16 protein-coding genes are annotated in these 19,460 nt (G+C 43.0%); 5 read left to right on the top strand and 11 right to left on the bottom strand.

The window, feature by feature from the left end; translation table 11 throughout:
• Window positions 1-53: 53 nt before the first annotated feature.
• The gene (locus KKA81_15020; protein ID MBU2652239.1) at window positions 54-3,047 is read right to left on the bottom strand and encodes a hypothetical protein; all 2,994 of its coding nucleotides are present in this window, start codon (window positions 3,045-3,047) and stop codon (window positions 54-56) included.
• Window positions 3,048-3,054: 7 nt separating this feature from the next.
• Entirely contained in the window at window positions 3,055-3,864 is an 810-nt protein-coding gene (locus KKA81_15025) for a sialate O-acetylesterase (protein MBU2652240.1), read from the bottom strand.
• Window positions 3,865-4,019: 155 nt separating this feature from the next.
• On the opposite strand from KKA81_15025, the gene KKA81_15030 reads away from it, so the two are divergent.
• Genes KKA81_15030 through KKA81_15040 form a run of 3 tightly spaced genes read left to right on the top strand, consistent with a single transcriptional unit; the run spans window position 4,020 to window position 7,925 of the window.
• The gene (locus KKA81_15030) at window positions 4,020-4,946 is read left to right on the top strand and encodes an ROK family protein (GenBank protein ID MBU2652241.1); all 927 of its coding nucleotides are present in this window, start codon (window positions 4,020-4,022) and stop codon (window positions 4,944-4,946) included.
• Between the two features lie 11 nt (window positions 4,947-4,957).
• The gene (locus tag KKA81_15035) at window positions 4,958-6,124 is read left to right on the top strand and encodes an MFS transporter (GenBank protein MBU2652242.1); all 1,167 of its coding nucleotides are present in this window, start codon (window positions 4,958-4,960) and stop codon (window positions 6,122-6,124) included.
• Between the two features lie 37 nt (window positions 6,125-6,161).
• Window positions 6,162-7,925 carry a class I mannose-6-phosphate isomerase gene (locus KKA81_15040; protein ID MBU2652243.1) on the top strand — a complete coding sequence of 588 codons (1,764 nt, stop codon included), beginning with the start codon at window positions 6,162-6,164 and terminating at the stop codon, window positions 7,923-7,925.
• Window positions 7,926-8,081: 156 nt separating this feature from the next.
• Here the strand turns inward: KKA81_15040 and KKA81_15045 are convergent, their stop codons facing one another.
• From KKA81_15045 to KKA81_15085, 9 genes are all read right to left on the bottom strand, one after another.
• Complete coding sequence (locus KKA81_15045; protein MBU2652244.1) at window positions 8,082-9,446, bottom strand: hypothetical protein; 1,365 nt, start codon at window positions 9,444-9,446, stop codon at window positions 8,082-8,084.
• A gap of 702 nt (window positions 9,447-10,148) precedes the next feature.
• Complete coding sequence (locus KKA81_15050) at window positions 10,149-11,138, bottom strand: radical SAM protein (GenBank protein MBU2652245.1); 990 nt, start codon at window positions 11,136-11,138, stop codon at window positions 10,149-10,151.
• Between the two features lie 521 nt (window positions 11,139-11,659).
• Complete coding sequence (locus KKA81_15055; GenBank protein ID MBU2652246.1) at window positions 11,660-11,992, bottom strand: DUF86 domain-containing protein; 333 nt, start codon at window positions 11,990-11,992, stop codon at window positions 11,660-11,662.
• On the bottom strand, window positions 11,961-12,296 hold the full coding sequence (locus KKA81_15060) for a nucleotidyltransferase domain-containing protein (GenBank protein ID MBU2652247.1): 336 nt from the start codon (window positions 12,294-12,296) through the stop codon (window positions 11,961-11,963). The genes KKA81_15055 and KKA81_15060 overlap by 32 nt, the downstream gene beginning before the upstream one ends.
• A 639-nt stretch (window positions 12,297-12,935) precedes the next feature.
• Entirely contained in the window at window positions 12,936-14,096 is a 1,161-nt protein-coding gene (locus KKA81_15065) for a cytochrome d ubiquinol oxidase subunit II (GenBank protein MBU2652248.1), read from the bottom strand.
• A 2-nt stretch (window positions 14,097-14,098) separates the two neighbouring features.
• Window positions 14,099-15,664, bottom strand: a complete 1,566-nt coding sequence (locus KKA81_15070) for a cytochrome ubiquinol oxidase subunit I (GenBank protein ID MBU2652249.1) — start codon at window positions 15,662-15,664, stop codon at window positions 14,099-14,101.
• 4 nt (window positions 15,665-15,668) lie between these two features.
• Complete coding sequence (locus KKA81_15075; protein ID MBU2652250.1) at window positions 15,669-15,893, bottom strand: DUF4492 domain-containing protein; 225 nt, start codon at window positions 15,891-15,893, stop codon at window positions 15,669-15,671.
• A gap of 123 nt (window positions 15,894-16,016) precedes the next feature.
• Entirely contained in the window at window positions 16,017-16,424 is a 408-nt protein-coding gene (locus KKA81_15080; GenBank protein ID MBU2652251.1) for a DsrE family protein, read from the bottom strand.
• A gap of 71 nt (window positions 16,425-16,495) precedes the next feature.
• Window positions 16,496-16,846, bottom strand: coding sequence for a cation transporter (locus KKA81_15085; GenBank protein MBU2652252.1), 351 nt, complete (start codon window positions 16,844-16,846; stop codon window positions 16,496-16,498).
• A 483-nt stretch (window positions 16,847-17,329) separates the two neighbouring features.
• On the opposite strand from KKA81_15085, the gene KKA81_15090 reads away from it, so the two are divergent.
• Window positions 17,330-18,115, top strand: a complete 786-nt coding sequence (locus KKA81_15090; protein MBU2652253.1) for an SCO family protein — start codon at window positions 17,330-17,332, stop codon at window positions 18,113-18,115.
• Between the two features lie 79 nt (window positions 18,116-18,194).
• The coding region (locus tag KKA81_15095) for a cbb3-type cytochrome c oxidase subunit I (protein MBU2652254.1) at window positions 18,195-19,460 on the top strand (1,266 nt) is incomplete at its 3' end.

Consider the following 19,460-nt stretch of genomic DNA (forward strand, 5'->3'; position numbering starts at 1 on the left):
AATCCAAACTACACAATATAAGTTTTCTGCTAAATTGTTTGGATTTATACCTCTTAATGCAACTCATAACCTTGATCGAACATTATTCTTACGGGGCCTGATAACCCTGCTGCTTGTATTTTGCTGCCGGACCGGTAGTAAAACCATGTGGCAAAAGTCTTTCTTCCCTGTGATGGCCGTGGTTTATTGTTAATGAACCATTCAGGATATGCCTTCAAAGCTCTGCCGAACGATTCTCCCCGGTCATTGCCCCATTCGAAATCAGCAGGCTCCTGTTCGTCACCAATCAGCCGGTTGGCCCAGTTTGTAGTTACTGCTATTTCGATATGGTTTGTTCCATTGTTCAGTAATCCTGTTATTTCTGTGATATAGGGTGGATGCCAGAGTACTACGGCTTTTGAACCGTTAACAGTTACTTCTGCAATATCATGTAATTCGCCGAGGTCTAGCCTTACCATATTATTTTTTTCGACCAGGATGGAATCCAGGTGGAAGGTATTTCGGTATATGGCGGTTCCTGAGAAATATTTCACTTTATCCGATGGATTAATGCTAAAATCAGATAATTCAAAGAATTGCAAAGAAAATGATGTGTCGTAAGGGGGGATGAACCGGACATCCCAGGTTCCTGTGATTTCAATGGATTCTGTGGCCGGGGTGACAATTTCTGTCTTTTTATCTGACGCGTAGCTTACGATTGCAGTGTCGGGCGCTGAAGCGAAGAAAACAAGCTTACCACTATCGTATCTTCGTATCGTCCAATGATTTATTGTATCGCTGAGGGTTACGGACACAGGATGGTCAGCATTCAGGGTTTGTTTGCGAAAAACAATAAAAACCGACTGATTTCCTTCCAGGAAGACCGGAACAGTGGTGTTGTCTTGATTTTCTTCCCAGACTAAGGCATCCCTTATCGTTCCGTCTTCAGCCTGCCAAAACTCAGGCTGTTTACCGGAAACAGGGAAAGAGGCATTGAAAAGCATGGCATTGTCTGATATATTTGCTATGAAAAAAATATCAATTTCCCGGGCCTTTCTGTGAACAACCTTTATATTGTTTGATGCCCTTCCTGGTTCAAGTCTGATCCCTGCATCTGTTTTTAAGGATGCCCCGCATGCATCAAGACTGGTAAATACCTGTCCTTTGCCATATTTGTTAAAGCTTTTATTTCCCCAGATCAAATCTGCAAGGCTGTCTGTGATGCAGTCACACCCGGGATAATCCTTCAGGCTTGGGGAGGAAACAGGTTTGGGAGATACGATGCAGGCGCCGGAATGAATAAGTCTTTCCAGTTTTAATAACACTTCAGGCAGCATCAGGCTGTCATGAAAAACCATGAATGGGTAAGTTCTGCCGGAAGGAAGCTGGATATTTCCATTGATAACTTTGATATCGGCTTCAAGGAAGTCGTTTTTCGGGATCACATCGGCGAAGTTGCGGGTAGTTTCGAAGCAGAGGTACGGGGAAGGTTGCTCACCATACTGCAGGAGGGCCTGGCATCTTGCGAGATAAAGGAAAAATGCTTTTCCCGGCTCGAACCAGGTCTGGTTCCTGCCAAAATGGGTACCCCACCAGCCCATGCACATTCCGGGCAGGTAGCGGTCATCAAAAGGCTGATGAACCCAATGATGAAGCACCAGGCGGTTTATCCCATTGGTAAAGCTTCCATCTGCGCTTTTCTTCAGGAAGGCGGGATCTTCAGTAAACATGCTGTTGGTGGGCCAGCCTGTAAAGGCTTCTGCACCTACGACAGTCTTACCTGCTGCTCTGGCTGCGGCCGGAACCAGGGGGTTGACCCTGCCGGTGCCTCCCGTCCAGAATTCTGCCATGGGCAAATCAGCCAGGGCCACTCCCTGAGGAGTACTGAATGGACCTCCGTAAGGCTCAAATTGCAGGGTAAGGTTATTTTCCTGAAGGATTTTTTTCCCGGTCTCAAAGCCATTCCTGAAATAAAGATGGTTAATCACATCTTTGTAATCCCATTCAAAACGCCTTGTCATCTCTTCATTTTGGATAAAACGCAAAGGCACTCCGGAGCTTTCATCCTGAGTGATCACCGGAACCATCGTTATTATCCAGGGAAGAGGATCATATCCTTTTAATGCAATGAATTCCTCTCTGAAACCAGGTGTCCAGTTTTGCAGGCCTGCTTCATAACTGTCGATCAGCATATGCGCGAATGATGTACCCAGATAATCCCCAACATGCTCTTTTAAAGGATCGATAACATTTTGCCAGTGCCAAAGACTTTGTTCTGCACTCATCTTGTCTGCTTCCAGCACCTTGCCGATAAGGTCATCCGGAACGGGGTGCGGAGGTCTTCCCGTGGAGGCATGTCCTATCCTGTATATTTGCCATTTCCCCGGTCTTGCTTCCCATAAAAGTCCTTCTTCCTGGTTATACTCTTTCGTTAGTTCCAGGATTTCACCGGTTTGTAATACTGATTTTCCTTCCGGAACAGCAATAACCGCAATATCCTGAAAATACGACAGCTTCCTGCCCGTGGCGCCCCATCCTTCATCCGCGATCAATTCAGGCAAAGCAAGCTTCAATACTTGTTCGTTTTCCCCTGAAATCGTTGTATCGCTCCATACCAGTCTTTGCATGCTTTTTTCTTCGTTTATCCAGGGCCCACCCGTGGTTGAATATCCGACGGTGTTGTGCAGGCCGATTTCAAGTCCCAGCCTTTCGGCCTCAGATGCAGCAAAACGGACTGCTTCCCAATACCTGGCACTGTGGTATGTCTGTTCCGGCCAGGGGTTGTTCATTGTAGGGGCATGGCTTTCCTGAACGGCAGAGGTAATGTTAAAAATGGTTGCCCCCCCAATCCCGGCCTCTTTCATGGCTTCCAGGTCCTTGGTTATACCCTCTTTCGAAAAATTAGGGCCCATCCAGTGCCACCATACATAGGGTCTTGTTTTTACAGGCGGATTGCTGAATAGCTCTTCAATGTCCTTATTTTCAGTTTGATGAGTGGATTGGCAGGCAAACAGGATAAGTAGCAGGGAAAACCAGGTAACATGGTGATTGCAAAGGCTGAGTTTCATTGGGTATCTATTTGGTGATGGAAATAAAAAGATCATATGCAAACCTGTTAAGGCCTTTCCTGGAAAAATGAACCCCGTCGTGTCTTTCGGTTACATGGTCATATTGGTCCGTATCCGGGCCTGGTCTAACATTTTCGTTTTCCAGGATGAATTCTGTTTGCGCGCTGCGAATGCGTGAGTCCACTCCCTTGTCTTTAATACCGATCATTGCCGGGTGATAGCTGGCCCGGCATACATATAAATCAGCATGGATACCATATTCCTGTAATAATGCCAGTATACATTGAAGATGTTTTTTATAATCCTCCCTGCTTGTTTCTTCCAGATTATCAGATTCACCCTGGTGCCAGAACACATGGGTGACACTGAGGCTGTCTTCTTTAATAAATTGCAGTGTATTCCTGAGTTCTTTGTTACATTCACCCTCCGACCAGCATTGAACGGTAGTTGCCCCGATTCCTGTATTGACCAGGATCACCTGTTGATAATACCCGCTGTCAATCAGCATATCTGCGAGACGTGTCCAGACACTGCACCCTCCATTGCCCGGGGCTCCAAGCAATGGTTCTGAAGCTTTGTATAAGTTTCCCCGGAAATATTCATAAATAGAATTGCGACAATCATAATCACCCTGCCCGTGAGATGTTGCGTTCGACTGTCCCATAGTTAGAATAATAGCTGTATTATCAACATATAGTAAAGGTTTGTCGACTAAAAAACCGGTGGTGTCTGTGATCTGATGAGGCAGGTTTCCAGATGCCTGGAGAATAAAACCTGTCATGGATATCCATAGGAAAAGGCGAATAATGGTTATCATGTTACCTGAGATTTCCCGTAAACAGTTATCTGTTTTACTGTTAGATTAATGGTGTTTGGGGTCCAGGCCAAAGTTACATGTATTTCAATAATTGCTAAGGAAAAAGAATAACTTTGTCTGCTTCTAATGAAGCAGAAATGCTTAATTTTCCTTGAATGATGAAGCAATTCGCAATAGGGGCTGATATCGGAGGCAGTCACATAACATGCCAGCTTTACGATCTTGAATCCCGTGAACTGGTGGAAGGAACGCGGGCAAGACTTGCTGTTGACAGCCATTCTTCCGGTGAATCCATTATTGAAGTGTGGACAGAAGCCATCAGGAAATCTGCCTCAGGGTACGATTTTAATGTTTTGGCGGGGATTGGTTTTGCAATGCCCGGACCTTTTGATTACCACAATGGTATTGCCTGGTTTAAAGGAGTGGGAAAGTATGAAGCACTTTATGGCATTGATATCCGTAAAGAGATCCATGAACGATTCCTGGTGTCGGAAGATTTCCCGGTAAGGTTCCTGAATGATGCATCCTGTTTTGCCATTGGAGAGTCGATATTGGGAGAAGCGTCTGAATATGAAAGGTTTCTGGCTGTTACCCTTGGAACCGGGTTCGGTACCACATTTATTCTCGATCACCTTCCCGTTGCCGGTATTTATGGCATACCCGATGATGGTTTTCTTTACCATATTCCGTTTGGTGACTCCATCGCTGATGATTATTTTTCTACACGATGGTTCCAAAGAGAGTATTCTCTGCGCTTGGGGAAAAGTATCGAAGGGGTGAAAGAGTTGGCTGAACTGGCTGGAATTGAAGGTCCGGAGCGTGAAATCTTCAGGAAATTCGGCAGGAACCTCGGTACTTTTCTTGCACCGTGGCTGAAAAGTTTTGAGGCCGGGTGCCTGGTTGCAGGAGGGAATATTTCAACATCCAATGTCCTTTTTGCAGGAGAATTGGATGAAACCCTTTTAAAGGAAGGCGTAAAGGTTAAAATCATTTTTTCATCACTCCAGGAAGAAGCTGCATTAAGTGGCAGTGCAAGCTTATGTGTTCCTGATTTTTATTCCCGATTGGTGAAGGATCATTAATGCATGATAATATGAAACCAGGAAAAGTCTCTCTGTTAATAGTCTCTCCGGTACTATTTGCTTTTTTTATAATGAGTTTTTGCGATCTGGTTGGGATCGGTGTTGATAATGCAAAGGCCGACTTTCAACTGAGCAACACACTGGCTCAATTAATCCCATTGGCCGTTTTTGCATGGTTTTTTATACTGTCGGTTCCTGTAGGTATATTGCAGGACAGGATAGGGAAGAAAAATATGGTCAACATTAGTATGCTGATAACAGCCGGTGGCTTGTTGCTTCCTTTTTTCTATTATTCATTTCCTACATTGCTGATAGGTTTTGCTTTGCTGGGTATAGGCAATACCATCATCCAGGTTTCGGCTAATCCGTTGCTCATTGATGTGGTTCCGCAAAGAACAAGGTCAAGTTTTCTCAGTTTTTCCCAGTTTGTCAAAGCGGTAGGATCTATGATTGCTCCCTATCTTGCTTCCTTTTTTGCAATACGATATGGAAACTGGAAGCTTGTATTTCTGATTTTCGGGGTGTTTTCCATCCTTTCGGTACTATGGTTGCAATTGACAAAAATCACCGAAACACGGACTGAAGGAAGGAGGGCTTCTTTTACTTCGGCCCTCAGGCTTCTGGGGGAGCCTTATATTGCGCTCATGGTACTTGGAATATTTCTGCTGGTAGGCATAGATGTAGGGATCAATTCGACATCCGGTCAGTTCCTGATGGAAAGACTGGGTATGGAGCCGGAACCTGCTAAAATGGGACGAAGTTTGTACTTTTTCGGTAAGATGCTTGGTACTTTTTCAGGGGCGCTCCTGTTAACCAGGATAAATACCCGCAATTTTCTTTTGATATCCGCCTGGGCTACCCTGGTCAGTCTGCTGGTTTTCCTTTGGTCGCCTTTTCCTGTTTTTGCCCTGGTATTGATGTTTTTGATGGGACTGGCATCGTCAAATATATTTCCATTGATATTTGTTTTAACGGCCGGGAGATATTCATCACACACGAATGAAATATCAGGACTCATTATCATGGCTGTGTCGGGAGGTGCATTCATACCTCCTTTGGCCGGTAAGATCACGGATATGGGAGGCGTTATTGCCGGAATGCTTGTATTCGTGGGATGTGCCATTTATTTGCTGTTCCTGGCATATAAAAATCTAAGATCACCCGGAAAACTCCTGTAATGAAGAACAAAACACAAAGAATAATGCGGGGAAATTTATGGGAAACATGAGAAAAACAAGTCAGTACATTATCCCTGCAGAAAAGCCGGAAAGCGGACCGGGCCATTATACGATTTATCCTTCGCATAATCTGGCAGAGGATAAGATCAAAACAGGATGTGATTCATTGGCCGGGGAACTGGCAAAGCATTCTTTGGTTATCCTTGAAGGGTATCAGGGCGTCTTTTTTGAGGATATCAGAGAACAGCTCGATTCCTTTTTCAAACAGATGGGAAAACGGGTGAAATGGATGGATATCCGGGAAGCTATGAAAACGGAGGAGGAAATCTCAGCCCTTATCGAACCTTTTCTTGGCGGTAATGATCCTCTTTTCGGTACCAGGACGACCCTTGGACTTGCTGATTTTTTTGATCCGGTGAAGCTTCAACAGATAAAGCCGGATGCCTTATATGACCTGAATATTATTTATGGCCCCGGAGCAGCCTTGTTTCAAACACCTGGATTTCTGGTGTATTTCGATTTGCCCAAAAATGAACTTCAATACAGAGCAAGAGCTGCATCCATCACGAACCTTGGTGCATCTGCGGCGACGGACATAAAATCCATGTACAAAAGGTTCTTTTTTGTAGACTGGATCGTTTTGAACCGGCATAAGCAAGACCTGCTTCATCAAATTGATATAGTGGCAGATGCACAACGTGCCGGAGAGCTAAGCTGGGCACATGGCCATGATATCCGTGAAGCATTGCATTTTCTGAGCAGGAATGTTTTCAGGGTCAGGCCATGGTTTGAGCCGGGAGCATGGGGAGGCACCTGGTGTTTAAAAAATATCGAAGGGCTGAATAAGGATGTGCCCAACTATGCATGGTCATTCGAACTCATCGTTCCTGAAAACGGGATAATATTCGAAAGTTCGGGGAAAATGCTTGAGGTTTCGTTTGACATGCTTATGTTCCAGGAGGCTGCTGCCATACAGGGAGAGGCATTTGAGCGCTTTGGATATGAGTTTCCGATTCGATTCGACTTCCTGGATACATTCAACGGCGGGAACCTGTCGGTACAATGCCATCCTCAATTGGAGTATATCAGGGAGCATTTTAACGAGAGTTTTACCCAGGAAGAAACCTATTATATCCTGGATACCCAAGAAAATACATGTGTTTACCTGGGTTTTCAGGATGATATAGATCCCGGTTTTTTTGAGAGGTCACTAAATGAGAGTTTCCTTGGGATGAAGGAGTTGGAAATTGAAAAGTATGTCCGGAAACTTCCAGCCCGGAAACATGATTTTTTCCTGATCCCACCCGGTACCATTCACGCATCCGGGAAGAACAACCTGGTACTGGAAATTAGTTCAACTCCATACATATACACTTTTAAAATGTACGACTGGGTACGTCCGGATCTGGATGGGAAGCCCCGTCCGTTAAATATTAAGCGGGCAATGGCCAATCTTTGTTTTCACAGGAAGGGGAAGTATGTTGTTGAAAAGCTCATTTCAAAGCCAGAGCTGATTGAAACGGGTGATGGGTGGGAACTCTATCATTTGCCCACGCATAATAAACATTTTTATGATGTTCACCGGATACACCTGAAAACCCGGATAGATATCCCGACAAAGAATAAATTTATGGTGATGAACCTTGTCAAGGGCAGTTCCATAATTATTGAAACAGATTCGGGCCATCGAGCTCAGTTTAATTATGCAGAAACCTTTGTTATTCCTGCCGCTGCCGGTTCATTCAGGATAATTAACCTGGATCCCGGAGAAGCGATGATTGTCAATGCATTTATAAAATAGAAATTTGTAATTCCTGGCCCATGCCATTTTTATGGGATAAAAGTCTCTGACAGGGCCGGAGCCCTTGATGGTGCCAGTGTGAAAATTTTATGTGAATTTTCTATTAATTCCTTTATTGGTCCATTTTAATAAGGGATAAAATGTTGAAAAACTCTATTAATCCTTGATGCATCGCACGCTGAACCCGCTGACTTTTACATAATCCTCCATAATTATGTATCCTGCGTAATAATCAAGATATATCAGCCATGCATCGGATTCTGGTATAGATTCACTGGATGACCACCAAAGTCCATGTCTGCCAAAGTCGTAGAACGCCGCCTCTTCACCGCGGAGTCCACCGGGAAGGGCTGAAAATCCAAATTTATCTGTACCATAATTTCCTGAATAAATATCTTCAATCCATCTGGGATGACCGCTCACATTGCACATTCCTCCCAGAGGTGAATTGATTTGTCTGCAGGATTTAATTTCGTTCCCATGTGGAGAAAAGTTTCCACCAATATAGTTTATCATATCCGTCCATTCAGTTTTCGTGGGCACATGCCAGCCTGTTGGGCAGAGAGCGTTTGTATCGACTGTTGCATACCAGTTATATAGAGCTCCATATTTATCTTTCCAGAAAATATCGTTGTTATACCATACATAAGCCCCTGATGTCAGGTTATTCCAGGTATAATCATCTGTCACATTCGGTATGGGGGTCCCGTTTCTGTAAGTTGTTGTTTTAAGATTTTCTTTCATCCAACATTGGGAACCTAATTGTACTGTATTGTATATATTTCCATCAATATCGGAGACTGTTGAAGTGCCTGTACAGGATTCTCCGGTAAAATGAAAACTATAGGTTTCATCGTTTGATGGTGAGCTGGTTATTGATCTTTCACCGAGGATGGTATATGCTGTATACTTCAGATGATCTCCTAAAACAAAAGTAAAATTATTTAAGGGAGTTATTTTTCTGTATTCTTCTGTGCCGGTTTGAAACCCATTATATTCAAGTTTACAGATTCCATGCATATAAAGTTTGGATGGTATATTGAACATTTTTATCGTATGACTTTCATACGCAGTCATAGCATTCAGGAAATAAATGTTATCCATTCCCGGGTAGAATATAAAATGATGGTTACCCTTGCATAAATGGAATTTCTGATGAATCAGGCTTCTTCCTAAGATATCAAATACGGTGATTATAATACTTTCAGTATTTCTTAAGCTGAGTCTGATAATTGTTTTGCCTTTAATAGGATTGGGATAGTTTTGAGAAATAAAAACAACATCCTGTCCTGTTGTATTATGATCCTGTAATTTAGTTATATAATCGAGCAGCAATATGGTGTCTGGAGCATACAGGATGGTATCACAATCCTTAGACAGGTTTTTGATGTATAAACTGTCAATATCTACATGATATTGGTTGCTGTCAGCAGTGAAAGTCAGCATAATTAATGGTTCCTGGGAAAACCCGGTAGCAGATATTCCTATCAAAATGCCGGCAAGTAATGTGCTGTATTTCATGTTCTTGGGTTATTTAATAAAAATTTGCCAGCCCATACAATGGTGAATGTTATGGAAATTACACATTCATACCCCTCTATTGTCCAGGATTTTTTACGCTTTTTTATCAGGTTTACCCACCCCAGTCAATGTTTCCTGATGCAGAAAATAACCTTTCATTTCCTGGACAAACACAAAATACTAAGATACGAAATTTTCAGGAAAAGTGTATACCAAATTATTAGAAATATCCAAAGACATTGACCATTGTTACCCTTCATTAAAGCTCATAATATTCAACGCCCTTATCTGCAGCCGTTGCCGTTCACACGGCTATTAACCATCCAAGTACTGTCAGTTAATTCCAATACTTTTGTTCCTGATTCATGCCGGGGAATCAAGGGGAACAGTGCAAGAGATAAAATGAGGGTTCTGGGGGGCTGGGAACTGGGATACTGGGGGCTGGGAACTGGGATACTGGGGAACTGGGGTACTGGGGTACTGGGTACTGGGGTCAGGATGCAAGAAGCAGGAATGTGTGCCTACTGCGGTTCAAATCCTAACCACAATAGGCACAATAGAACACAATAGAAGTTTTACTGGTTAAGGATGGGCGGGTACAGGATTTAAATTGGCCGGGATTCAGGCTTTGTATTGCGCACAGACAAAATGCTTTATTGTTATGGCCAGATAAATGTAGAAAGTTAAAAACAAATTTTACTCTTAAACTCCAAAGCATTGATTACAAAAAAATATATTGTTGTATGATCTTTTCCTATGAGCATTTCTAAGATTAATGAATGATTGAGAATTCCATATATTAAAAATATTGTCATTATTTATATTTCCAATTATTAATTGCTCAGGATATCGATTATCAGCATAGGAACATACTGGTATATCCCCATTCCATCGAATGCTTAAATTTTTAAAAGGGATAGTACATCTACGTGTCGAATTGTTTATAAAGTTAATAGGTATGTATACATCTTCAGAATAGTCTGAAATATCTGTTTTAATTATATACTGAGGTAAAACTAAATCCACTTTTTTTCTCCAATACTTTATTTCTGATTTAAATGAATTTGATTGAGATGGTCTAATCATTAATCTAATTACTATTAATGTTTTTGATTTTAATTCTTTTTTCTTTTTTATCAGATAATTTATATTACTAATTACTCTGTCATAAGATGCCTTTTCTCTGGAATATTCATACATTTCTTTACCTCCTGAATCCAGGGAAATATCTATTTGAGAATATGAACAATTCAAAAGTATGTCAGCTATTTTAGTGTCAGGCCACTGACCATTTGTTGTAATGCATAAATATTTAGTAACCTTTGCCAGTTTGAATGATAATGCTTCAAAAGATGGATTAAGAGTTGGCTCACCACCTCCTACAGCGACTAACTCAACCTTATGACCACCAAAATCATTGATTATTTTATTTAAAATGGATTCATTTAGAAAGCCTTTTTCACGTTTCTTATAGTGATTATTGCAATATTTACATTTGATATCACAAAAACCTGAAAACTCCAGGGCTATTGATGGTGGTATAGATGCATCAGGTAAAATAAAAGGAAATTGTGTCCTTATTATTGAAAAAATAGATACTCCCTTCTGAATTCTTTTTAAAATAAAAAATGTATAAGGACGAAATCTGTAATAAATCTTATATAGCCTATTTGAATTATCCCAGTTTATCATTTTTTACATTCTATATATTCAAGAAATTAGGAATATTTTGTAAAGTATCGCTTTTTAGTTAATTGGCAATAACATTAAGCATATTATCCATCCTTTCCCTACAAATATAACGGCAGGTTTTCGTTGCCGATTCCGAATCACTGACCTGTCAGGTCACTCGTAAAGAGCAATCAGATGAAAAAACGTTGAAAACTGCTGTGTATTGTCAATAAAATATACGGCCTTTCAGCGCTTTATGAATCATTTCACGAATTTGTATTCATAACTGGAAAATGAAAGTACCTTGCCTGATTCATCAACTGTTTTTACCGTCTCAGCGGTAGTGGGGAACAGGAATGCTGTGGTCACCATACAAGAAGCAGGAATGTGCCTATTATGGGTCGAATTCTAACCACAATAGGCACAATAGAACACAATAAAGTTTTACTGGTTAGGGATGGGCGGGTACAGGATTTAAATTGGCCGGGATTCAGGCTTTGTGATGCGCAACGCCAAATGCTTAATTGTTAGCAATAGAGCATTTATTTTATCTTCTGAAGAACCTCTTCCTTTAAAGGCGGCAGGTGTTTCACAAGAATTGCCCAGATCATTGACGGATCAACCGCATCATAAGTGTGTATCAGGCGGTTTCGAAACCCGACAATTTTTCTGGCATTCTCAAGTGTTGATTCTGGTTGAAGTTTGTCAAATTTATTAACAGCCTCACCAATGATGCTCAGTTGTCGTTCAATAGCACTTTGAGTTTTAAGATCCATTAAGTATTCCTGGAAACTCGCAGTTGATGTTGAAAACTGCTCAATGAGTTCAATTGCTCGAATAATATCAGACAAGTACTTTTTGCTTTCTTCCGTCATAAATTAAAACTTTTGTCGAATCAATGCTACGCCGTAAGTAGGGATTGTGAATAGATGATTCAGTAAGTAAATCCACTTTTCTTTTAAAGAACCTCTCAAATGTATCCCATAATGAGATAAGTGCCTCCCCTCTTTCAACAGGGTCGGGTGTATCAATATCTACGAGCAAATCTATATCGCTATGTTCCTTATCAAATCTCGTTGTGACAGACGAACCAAATGCATAAAGATATTTGACCCTATGTGCCTTACATAAATTTTGAAAATCCTTTACATTATCCGATATTTCTTCTTTTATAAACATAATTGAAAGATGATTAATTATCCAATAAGTTTAATCCCTATGGATTTCGTTTCCATCGTTTTGCTGCTTACGTTCTGATGGTAAAGCATATTGGTGCCTTGCCGCATTAAAGTTAGTACAATAATTTGCATTATCAACATAAGCTGTCAGCAAGGTAGCTAAACCCGTGGATTTTTGCTTTCATTATGGGTGGAATGTAACTCAAGTGGGCATTATCGACCGGAATATGCAGACCTGAATATAAAATCATAATTCTTTCACCGGATCAAACGATTTTGGTGAAAAACATCATAAACCCTGAAGTTTCGCCTGTCATCCCGACAAACAGAATTCAGAAAAATACAATTTCAGTATTTTTACTCCTGGCCAAGCTTTTTATCCTGGTAGCGTACCGCCCACCGGATGATCAGGTAACTGACAAAGATCAGCACCGGCCAGAGAAGGAACCAGATGATTTCGTTGGTGTACATGGTGTTATATTGTTATATTGTTATATGGTTAAATGGGTGCTGGGATACTGGGGATACTGGGGGACTGGGGTGCTGGGGTGCTGGGGTGCTGGGATACCCAGCCTCCCAGTACCCCAGTAAACCAGTCCCCTTTCTCCCTTCTCCTTTCTCCCCTCTCCCTTCTCCCCTTCTAGTACACATGCTCATCCCCCTCCATCACTTCGGCTTCGCTGATGCGGTGTTTATTAATGGAACGCCATGCGTACCAGATATAGGCCAGGACGAAAGGCACCAGCAATGAGACATAACTCATGGCGGTGAGGGTATAGTGACTGGAGGAGGCGTTTTCTATGGTCAGTGAGCTTTGCAGGTCGTAGATCGAAGGGTAAAATGCTGTATTATTGAACCCGGCGATACTCAGAAGGGCAAAGACTGTCAATACGGTGCCAAAGCCGGCGAACCATATCCCTTTTCTGCCGCATTTCTCAAACCGGAACAGGGGAACGGCAATGCCCCACAATACTGCCACCACTCCCAGGAGGAAGATGATCAGCACGACCGGCATTCCGATAAGATTGTGGAAATACTTGAATGGTTGCATATATACTTCCTTTGTAGCCGGATCGACGGCAAAACCTTCCCTCACGAGGATATTCACCACGAAGAACAGGAAAAACACCAGGAAGGGGACAGCATTGCAAAGCAGTCTTTTCCTGGCTCTTTCTACTATGTTTTGGTTATCAACGTGATTGATAAAATACAGGAGACCAAGTATCCTTGCCAGGAAGAAAACGGCCAGTCCGAGGGAGAGATTGATGAACGTGGCATAGCGTGTAAAATCGAAAGCCAGTTCCAGTCCCCGGAAGGGTGTCTTCCAATCCATAAAATTGTTATCATCGATATAAAACATCGATCCTGTGAAGAAAGTAGCAACCGCGGTTCCCAGCAACAAGGTTCCCAGCAGGCCATTGAGGAACAGGAAGACTTCATAGGTTTTCGCACCCAGAAAATTTCCTTCTTTGCTTCTGAACTCATAGGCGATGGCCTGGATGACGAAGGCAAAGAGTATCAGCATCCACACCCAGTATGCACCGCCGAAGCTTGTGCTGTAAAACAGCGGGAATGAGGCGAAGAAGGCTCCCCCAAAGGTCACCAGGGTGGTAAATGTGAACTCCCATTTCCTGCCAAGGGCATTAACCAGGATGGTACGTTCGACCGGGGTTTTTCCGAGGGTGTACAGGAGGGTCTGCCCGCCCTGAACGAACATCAGAAAAACCAGCAGTGAGCCAAGAACGGAAACAATGACCCACCAGTATTGCTGTAATGCTAAATGTGATAATGTTTCAAACATGGTTATTGTCCTCCGTCTTTTGGTCCTTTTTTAATTTGGGTTAACATAATTCGGTATTCAGCGATGGCCAGGATGGTGAATGCCACTGCAAAGAGCCAGAAGGTGATCTGCACTGAAGAAGCTTCAATACGGGTTACGGCGGCAATGGTAGGCATAAGATCCTGGATGACCCATGGTTGACGGCCCATTTCGGCAAGCAGCCAGCCGGCCATTCCTGCGATATAGGTAAGAGGAATGCTCCAAAGAGCCAAATACAGGAACCAGCGTTTCTTCTCCAGCTTGTCCCTGAAGCTGTATATAGTCGACAGGATAAAGATGATCAGGAACAGTCCTCCCAGGATAACCATGAGGTGGAAGGAATAGAACGACACCGGGACATTGGGGATCAGTTTGGCCGGGTCGTCGTAATAGCCGTATCCGAAGTTTTTGAAGTAGGTATTTACCCAGTCGGGATCTTCGAATTTCGCGCGCAGTTCGGCGGCTTTTTCGGTATCATTGCTGTTCACGGCGTCTTTATAAGCTGCCAGTGTGCTAATAGCGATCTTTCCCCGGCGTATCCTTTCATAATAGGAAATGATGCCCTGTTCCTCATTGCCCCTCACAAGGTCCTTGATACCAGGGACATAAGCACGGGGATCCAGGAAGGCCATGTAAGAAAGCATATTGGGGATCTCTATCTTGAAAGCGAAATCCTTTTCCTTGAGGTTGGAAGTGTCGGGATTGACCTTTTCCATAAGTCCGATAGCGATGAGCGGAGCATTGGCCTGGCCGTCGTACATTCCTTCCATAGCTGCAAACTTCATAGGTTGCACACGGGCAACTTCGCGGGCTGACTCGTCGCCGGTGATGATCAGGAATATCGACATGATCAACCCGAAGATGGAAGCCACCAGGATGCTGCGTTTGGCGAAGATGATCTCACGTTTTTTCAGGATGAACCAGGCGCTGATGCCGATCACGAAGATAGCTGCAAGCACGTATCCTGAAGAAACCGTGTGTAAAAACTTGTTGATGGCGGTAGGAGAGAAGAGTACATCCCAGAAATTGCCCATTTCATTGCGGGCTGTATCCGGGTTAAAATGCATGCCGACGGGGTTCTGCATCCAGGCGTTGGCAACCAGAATCCAAAGGGCCGACAGGTTGGCGCCTATGGCAGTCAGCCAGCTTGCCGTCAGGTGAAATCCTTTACTCACCTTATTCCATCCGAAAAACATGATGGCAATGAAAGTACTCTCCATGAAAAAGGCCATTATGCCTTCAATGGCCAGTGGTGCACCGAAAATGTCACCTACAAACCAGGAGTAATTGGACCAGTTGGTCCCGAATTCAAATTCCAGGATGATACCGGTCGCAACTCCGATGGCGAAGTTGATACCGAAAAGCTTCATCCAAAACTTGGTGATTTTTTTCCATTCAGGATTGCCGGTTCTGACGTAGATCGTCTCCATAATGGCGATGATAAAGGTCAGTCCGAGAGTCAGCGGCACAAAAAGCCAGTGATACATAGATGTAAGGGCAAATTGCAACCGCGACCAGTTTACTACTAAGAGGTCAATGTTCTCCATTATGATCTTATTTGGTATTGGTTAATTGTTCGATCACATGATCGCTGCGTTCTTTATCAGTGTCGAAATTGGATTTCAGGAAATTTGGGAAAAAGAAGATTCTCAGAACGGCAAACATGATGAAAAGCTTGATCAGGATGATCAGCCAGAGGCTTTTGCCAACGGTCATGTTCCTGAAGCCGTCGTAATAGAAGTAAAATACCCGCTTGAAGATGTTCCGCTTCATAGCCATATTTTTTCTGTTAGCGGTATCGAAGTTAAATAATTTGAGTAATCAAATACCTAAATATAAAAATTTAGAATCAGTTTAAATTATTGAAATCTGTGCTAATCGGTGTGATCTTTGGTGTAAATCCTAGTAGTCTAAAGTAAGAATCCTTCCCTTTGTGAAGTTAAAGAAATTTTCCTTATCAGCTACGGTCACCCCATCCATAATATCTTCAGGTGTTTTACCTGCGGCTTTCAGGCATCCGGGGCAGGCCATTACGATAATACCTTTTTCTGAAAGCTGTTTTAACTGTTCAAAGCTGGAAGGAAAATGGGCATAAGTGATATCGGGAGCATCTTTGAGAACAACTTCTATCCCTTTGATATCGAAGTAAACGATGACATCCTGTGATTCAGACATTTTATTGGCCATCATCAGCCCCATGAGTACGCGGTGAGGATCATCGGGGCCGCTGGTGATATGGACGAAAACACCGTCTTTAACCGGAGCAGTGGTTTGTATTTCTTCAGCTTCGTAACTGATGCAGGAAGCCATGAAAATAGCAAGGATAAGAAAGGGGATAAATCTTTTCATAATTATGTGGTTTTGGTTTAATAATCAAAAGATTAGGGATTAGAAAGTGTATCAGTGGCCATTTCCATGAGTCCGGTGACTGTATAGCCTTTACTTTCGATTGCGGCTTTGATTGCGGGCAGGTCCGACTGCACGGTATCAAAAACCACGGTAGTTAAGCCATCCGTATGAGAGGCAGTAACATCTTTAACACCAGGCAGTTCACCTACCGATTTTGTGATAGTATTCTCGCAGCCAGTGCAGTGCATACCTTCCACATTTAGCGTAACCGTGCGAATAAATTCCACTGTTGCAGTTTCTTCCTGTTGAGGTTCAGGCTTTTGCACAGTATTACAGGAAAACAGGATCAATAAGGGAAGCAGGAAAAAGGAGATTCGTTTCATTGGGTGTGTTGTTGATGATAAACAAATATAGTGAAAAAAATAAAGAAATTGAAAAAAGTTGTATTGCAACTTTAACTCTTTTGATATTGCCACCTCACCCCCAACCCCTTCTCCTGAAGGAGAAGGGGCTACCGCGCTAATCAAGCCAATCAAGGCAAATCCGGTTCAGTTTTGCAGTCACGTCTCCCCTCTCCTTCAGGAGAGGGGCCGGGGGTGAGGTGGTGTGATCAGGAGAGGGGCCGGGGGTGAGGTGGTGTGATCAGAGAGGGGCCGGGGGCGAGCAGATTCCTCCACTTTACCACATTTCCTTATTTAAAGCCTGTATAAATTTTAAAATTATGCAAAGCAAACATTTCAATTCTTAAATTTGCAATGCGGTACTGCATTGCTTGTTATAAAGGCGGGTAGAAACATTCTAAAAATCAAATGCACAGGAATATCTTTCATTTTTTATTATTTTTGATCAGCTAACAGGAAATTATTATGGTACGAAGAAATATTTTATCCTTTCTTTTTTTATTGGTACTTCCGGTACTTGGCTGGTCACAGTACATCGAAAACGAACCTCAGATCGGGATCTATGAACAGCTGGATGAGTACATCCCTGAAGATCTTGTATTTGTTGATGAACGCGGAGACACCATTCAGCTGGTGTCGCTGATCAATAAACCTACTGTCCTGGTGCTTGTTTATTATACTTGTCCGGGTATTTGCAGCCCCTTGCTCGATGGCGTTGCGGATGTGATTGGAAAAATGGAGCTGGAGTTGGGCAAAGATTACGAAGTTATTACGGTAAGTTTTAATGAGGCTGAGACATGGCAGCTTGCGCGGGATAAGAAGAAAAACTACACGCAGCAGGTGAAGCGGGCAGTTGATACCACGGCCTGGCATTGGCTCACGGGCGACAGCGTGAATATCGCCCGGCTTACGAACAGCGTTGGTTTCAAGTATATCAGGGAAGGCGTGGATTTCATCCATGCAGCTACGATCATCGCCATCAGTCCGAAAGGTAAGGTAACCCGTTATTTGTATGGTACTTATTTTCTTCCTTTCGATCTCAAGATGGCATTGGTAGAGGCTAACCGGGGACAATCGGGACCTACCATCAACAAAGTATTGCGTTATTGTTTCAGCTACGACCCGGAAGGAAAGAAATACGTATTTAACATAACCAAAGTGACGGCAACCGTAGTACTGTTTTTTGCTTTTTCATTTTTGTTGTATCTTATTTTAAGTCGCAGGAAAAGGGCCGGTAAACAAGCTTCCTGAAAATACTTACATGCCGGTTTTGGCCGGGCGGCATCACAGGAGGTATTAAATGATTAAAAGTTATTAAAATTGATATAAAATGGACATAGCAAATAAGGACAGGAAATACGTTAATTTTTACGACGTCCGGAAAGGGATAGGTTCCTGGATCTTTACCATGGACCATAAGCGTATAGCTCTGATGTACTTTTACGCGATAGTGTTCTTTTTCATACTGGCTCTGTTGCTGGGGATATTGATGAGGCTGGAATTGATCGCCCCCGGGGAGACCATCATGGATCCCGGGCAATACAATGCCGTTTTCACCCTTCATGGTGTGATTATGATTTTTCTATTCATAATTCCCGGCATACCTGCTATTTTCGGAAATTTTTCGCTACCATTGCTTTTGGGAGCGCCCGATGTGGCTTTTCCCAAGCTAAACTTATTGTCGTTTTATCTTTACATCCTGGGTGGTTTGCTGGCGCTCAGCACCTTATTATTTGGTGAAGGGGCTCCGGATACTGGTTGGACTTTTTACGCTCCCTACAGCGTTAAAACCGGTACCAATGTCACGGTAGCCGTTACGGCGGCATTCATCCTGGGTTTTTCATCGATACTTACGGGATTGAATTTTATTGTAACCATGCACCGTATGCGTTGTCCGGGTATGTCGTGGTTCAGGATGCCATTGTTTCCCTGGGCGCTGTATGCCACATCCTGGATACAGGTGCTGGCAACTCCGGTAGTAGGGATTACCCTCATGATGATCATTGTAGAAAGGGCTTTTGGAGTGGGGTTCTTTGATCCGGCCATAGGAGGCGATCCCATCCTGTACCAGCATTTGTTCTGGATTTATTCCCACCCTGCAGTATACATTATGGTATTGCCTGCAATGGGAATAGTTTCGGAGATCATACCCGTATTTGTTAAGAAATCCATTTTTGGTTATAAGGCTATTGTAATATCCAGCCTCGCCATCGCTTTTGTAGGGTACTTTGTTTGGGGTCATCATATGTATACTTCAGGAATGAGCGGGACAGCATTGTTTGTATTTTCCCTGCTTACCTTCCTGGTTGCTGTTCCGTCGGGAGTCAAGGTGTTTAACTGGATTGCCACATTATACAAGGGTTCTATCGATCTTCAGACCCCTCTTTTGTATGCCTTGTCGTTCATCTTCCTTTTTTCCATCGGAGGCCTTACAGGCTTGGTTGTTGGGGCGCTGGCAACGGATATACATGTTCATGATACTTATTTTGTGGTTGGTCATTTTCATTATGTAATGTTTGGGGGAACGGGATTCGCTTTCCTGGGAGCCCTTCATTACTGGTTTCCCAAGATATGGGGGAGGATGTACAACCGGAAA

Source organism: Bacteroidota bacterium (assembly GCA_018831055.1).
Taxonomy (GTDB): Bacteria; Bacteroidota; Bacteroidia; order Bacteroidales; family B18-G4; genus M55B132.

Bases quoted from the DNA above. Each gene is read 5' to 3' on its own strand.
- KKA81_15020 (MBU2652239.1), bottom strand. From the start codon at position 3,047: ATGAAACTCAGCCTTTGCAATCACCATGTTACCTGGTTTTCCCTGCTA.
- KKA81_15025 (MBU2652240.1), bottom strand. From the start codon at position 3,864: ATGATAACCATTATTCGCCTTTTCCTATGGATATCCATGACAGGTTTT.
- KKA81_15030 (MBU2652241.1), top strand. From the start codon at position 4,020: ATGATGAAGCAATTCGCAATAGGGGCTGATATCGGAGGCAGTCACATA.
- KKA81_15035 (MBU2652242.1), top strand. From the start codon at position 4,958: ATGAAACCAGGAAAAGTCTCTCTGTTAATAGTCTCTCCGGTACTATTT.
- KKA81_15040 (MBU2652243.1), top strand. From the start codon at position 6,162: ATGGGAAACATGAGAAAAACAAGTCAGTACATTATCCCTGCAGAAAAG.
- KKA81_15045 (MBU2652244.1), bottom strand. From the start codon at position 9,446: ATGAAATACAGCACATTACTTGCCGGCATTTTGATAGGAATATCTGCT.
- KKA81_15050 (MBU2652245.1), bottom strand. From the start codon at position 11,138: ATGATAAACTGGGATAATTCAAATAGGCTATATAAGATTTATTACAGA.
- KKA81_15055 (MBU2652246.1), bottom strand. From the start codon at position 11,992: ATGACGGAAGAAAGCAAAAAGTACTTGTCTGATATTATTCGAGCAATT.
- KKA81_15060 (MBU2652247.1), bottom strand. From the start codon at position 12,296: ATGTTTATAAAAGAAGAAATATCGGATAATGTAAAGGATTTTCAAAAT.
- KKA81_15065 (MBU2652248.1), bottom strand. From the start codon at position 14,096: ATGTTTGAAACATTATCACATTTAGCATTACAGCAATACTGGTGGGTC.
- KKA81_15075 (MBU2652250.1), bottom strand. From the start codon at position 15,893: ATGGCTATGAAGCGGAACATCTTCAAGCGGGTATTTTACTTCTATTAC.
- KKA81_15080 (MBU2652251.1), bottom strand. From the start codon at position 16,424: ATGGCTTCCTGCATCAGTTACGAAGCTGAAGAAATACAAACCACTGCT.
- KKA81_15085 (MBU2652252.1), bottom strand. From the start codon at position 16,846: ATGAAACGAATCTCCTTTTTCCTGCTTCCCTTATTGATCCTGTTTTCC.
- KKA81_15090 (MBU2652253.1), top strand. From the start codon at position 17,330: ATGGTACGAAGAAATATTTTATCCTTTCTTTTTTTATTGGTACTTCCG.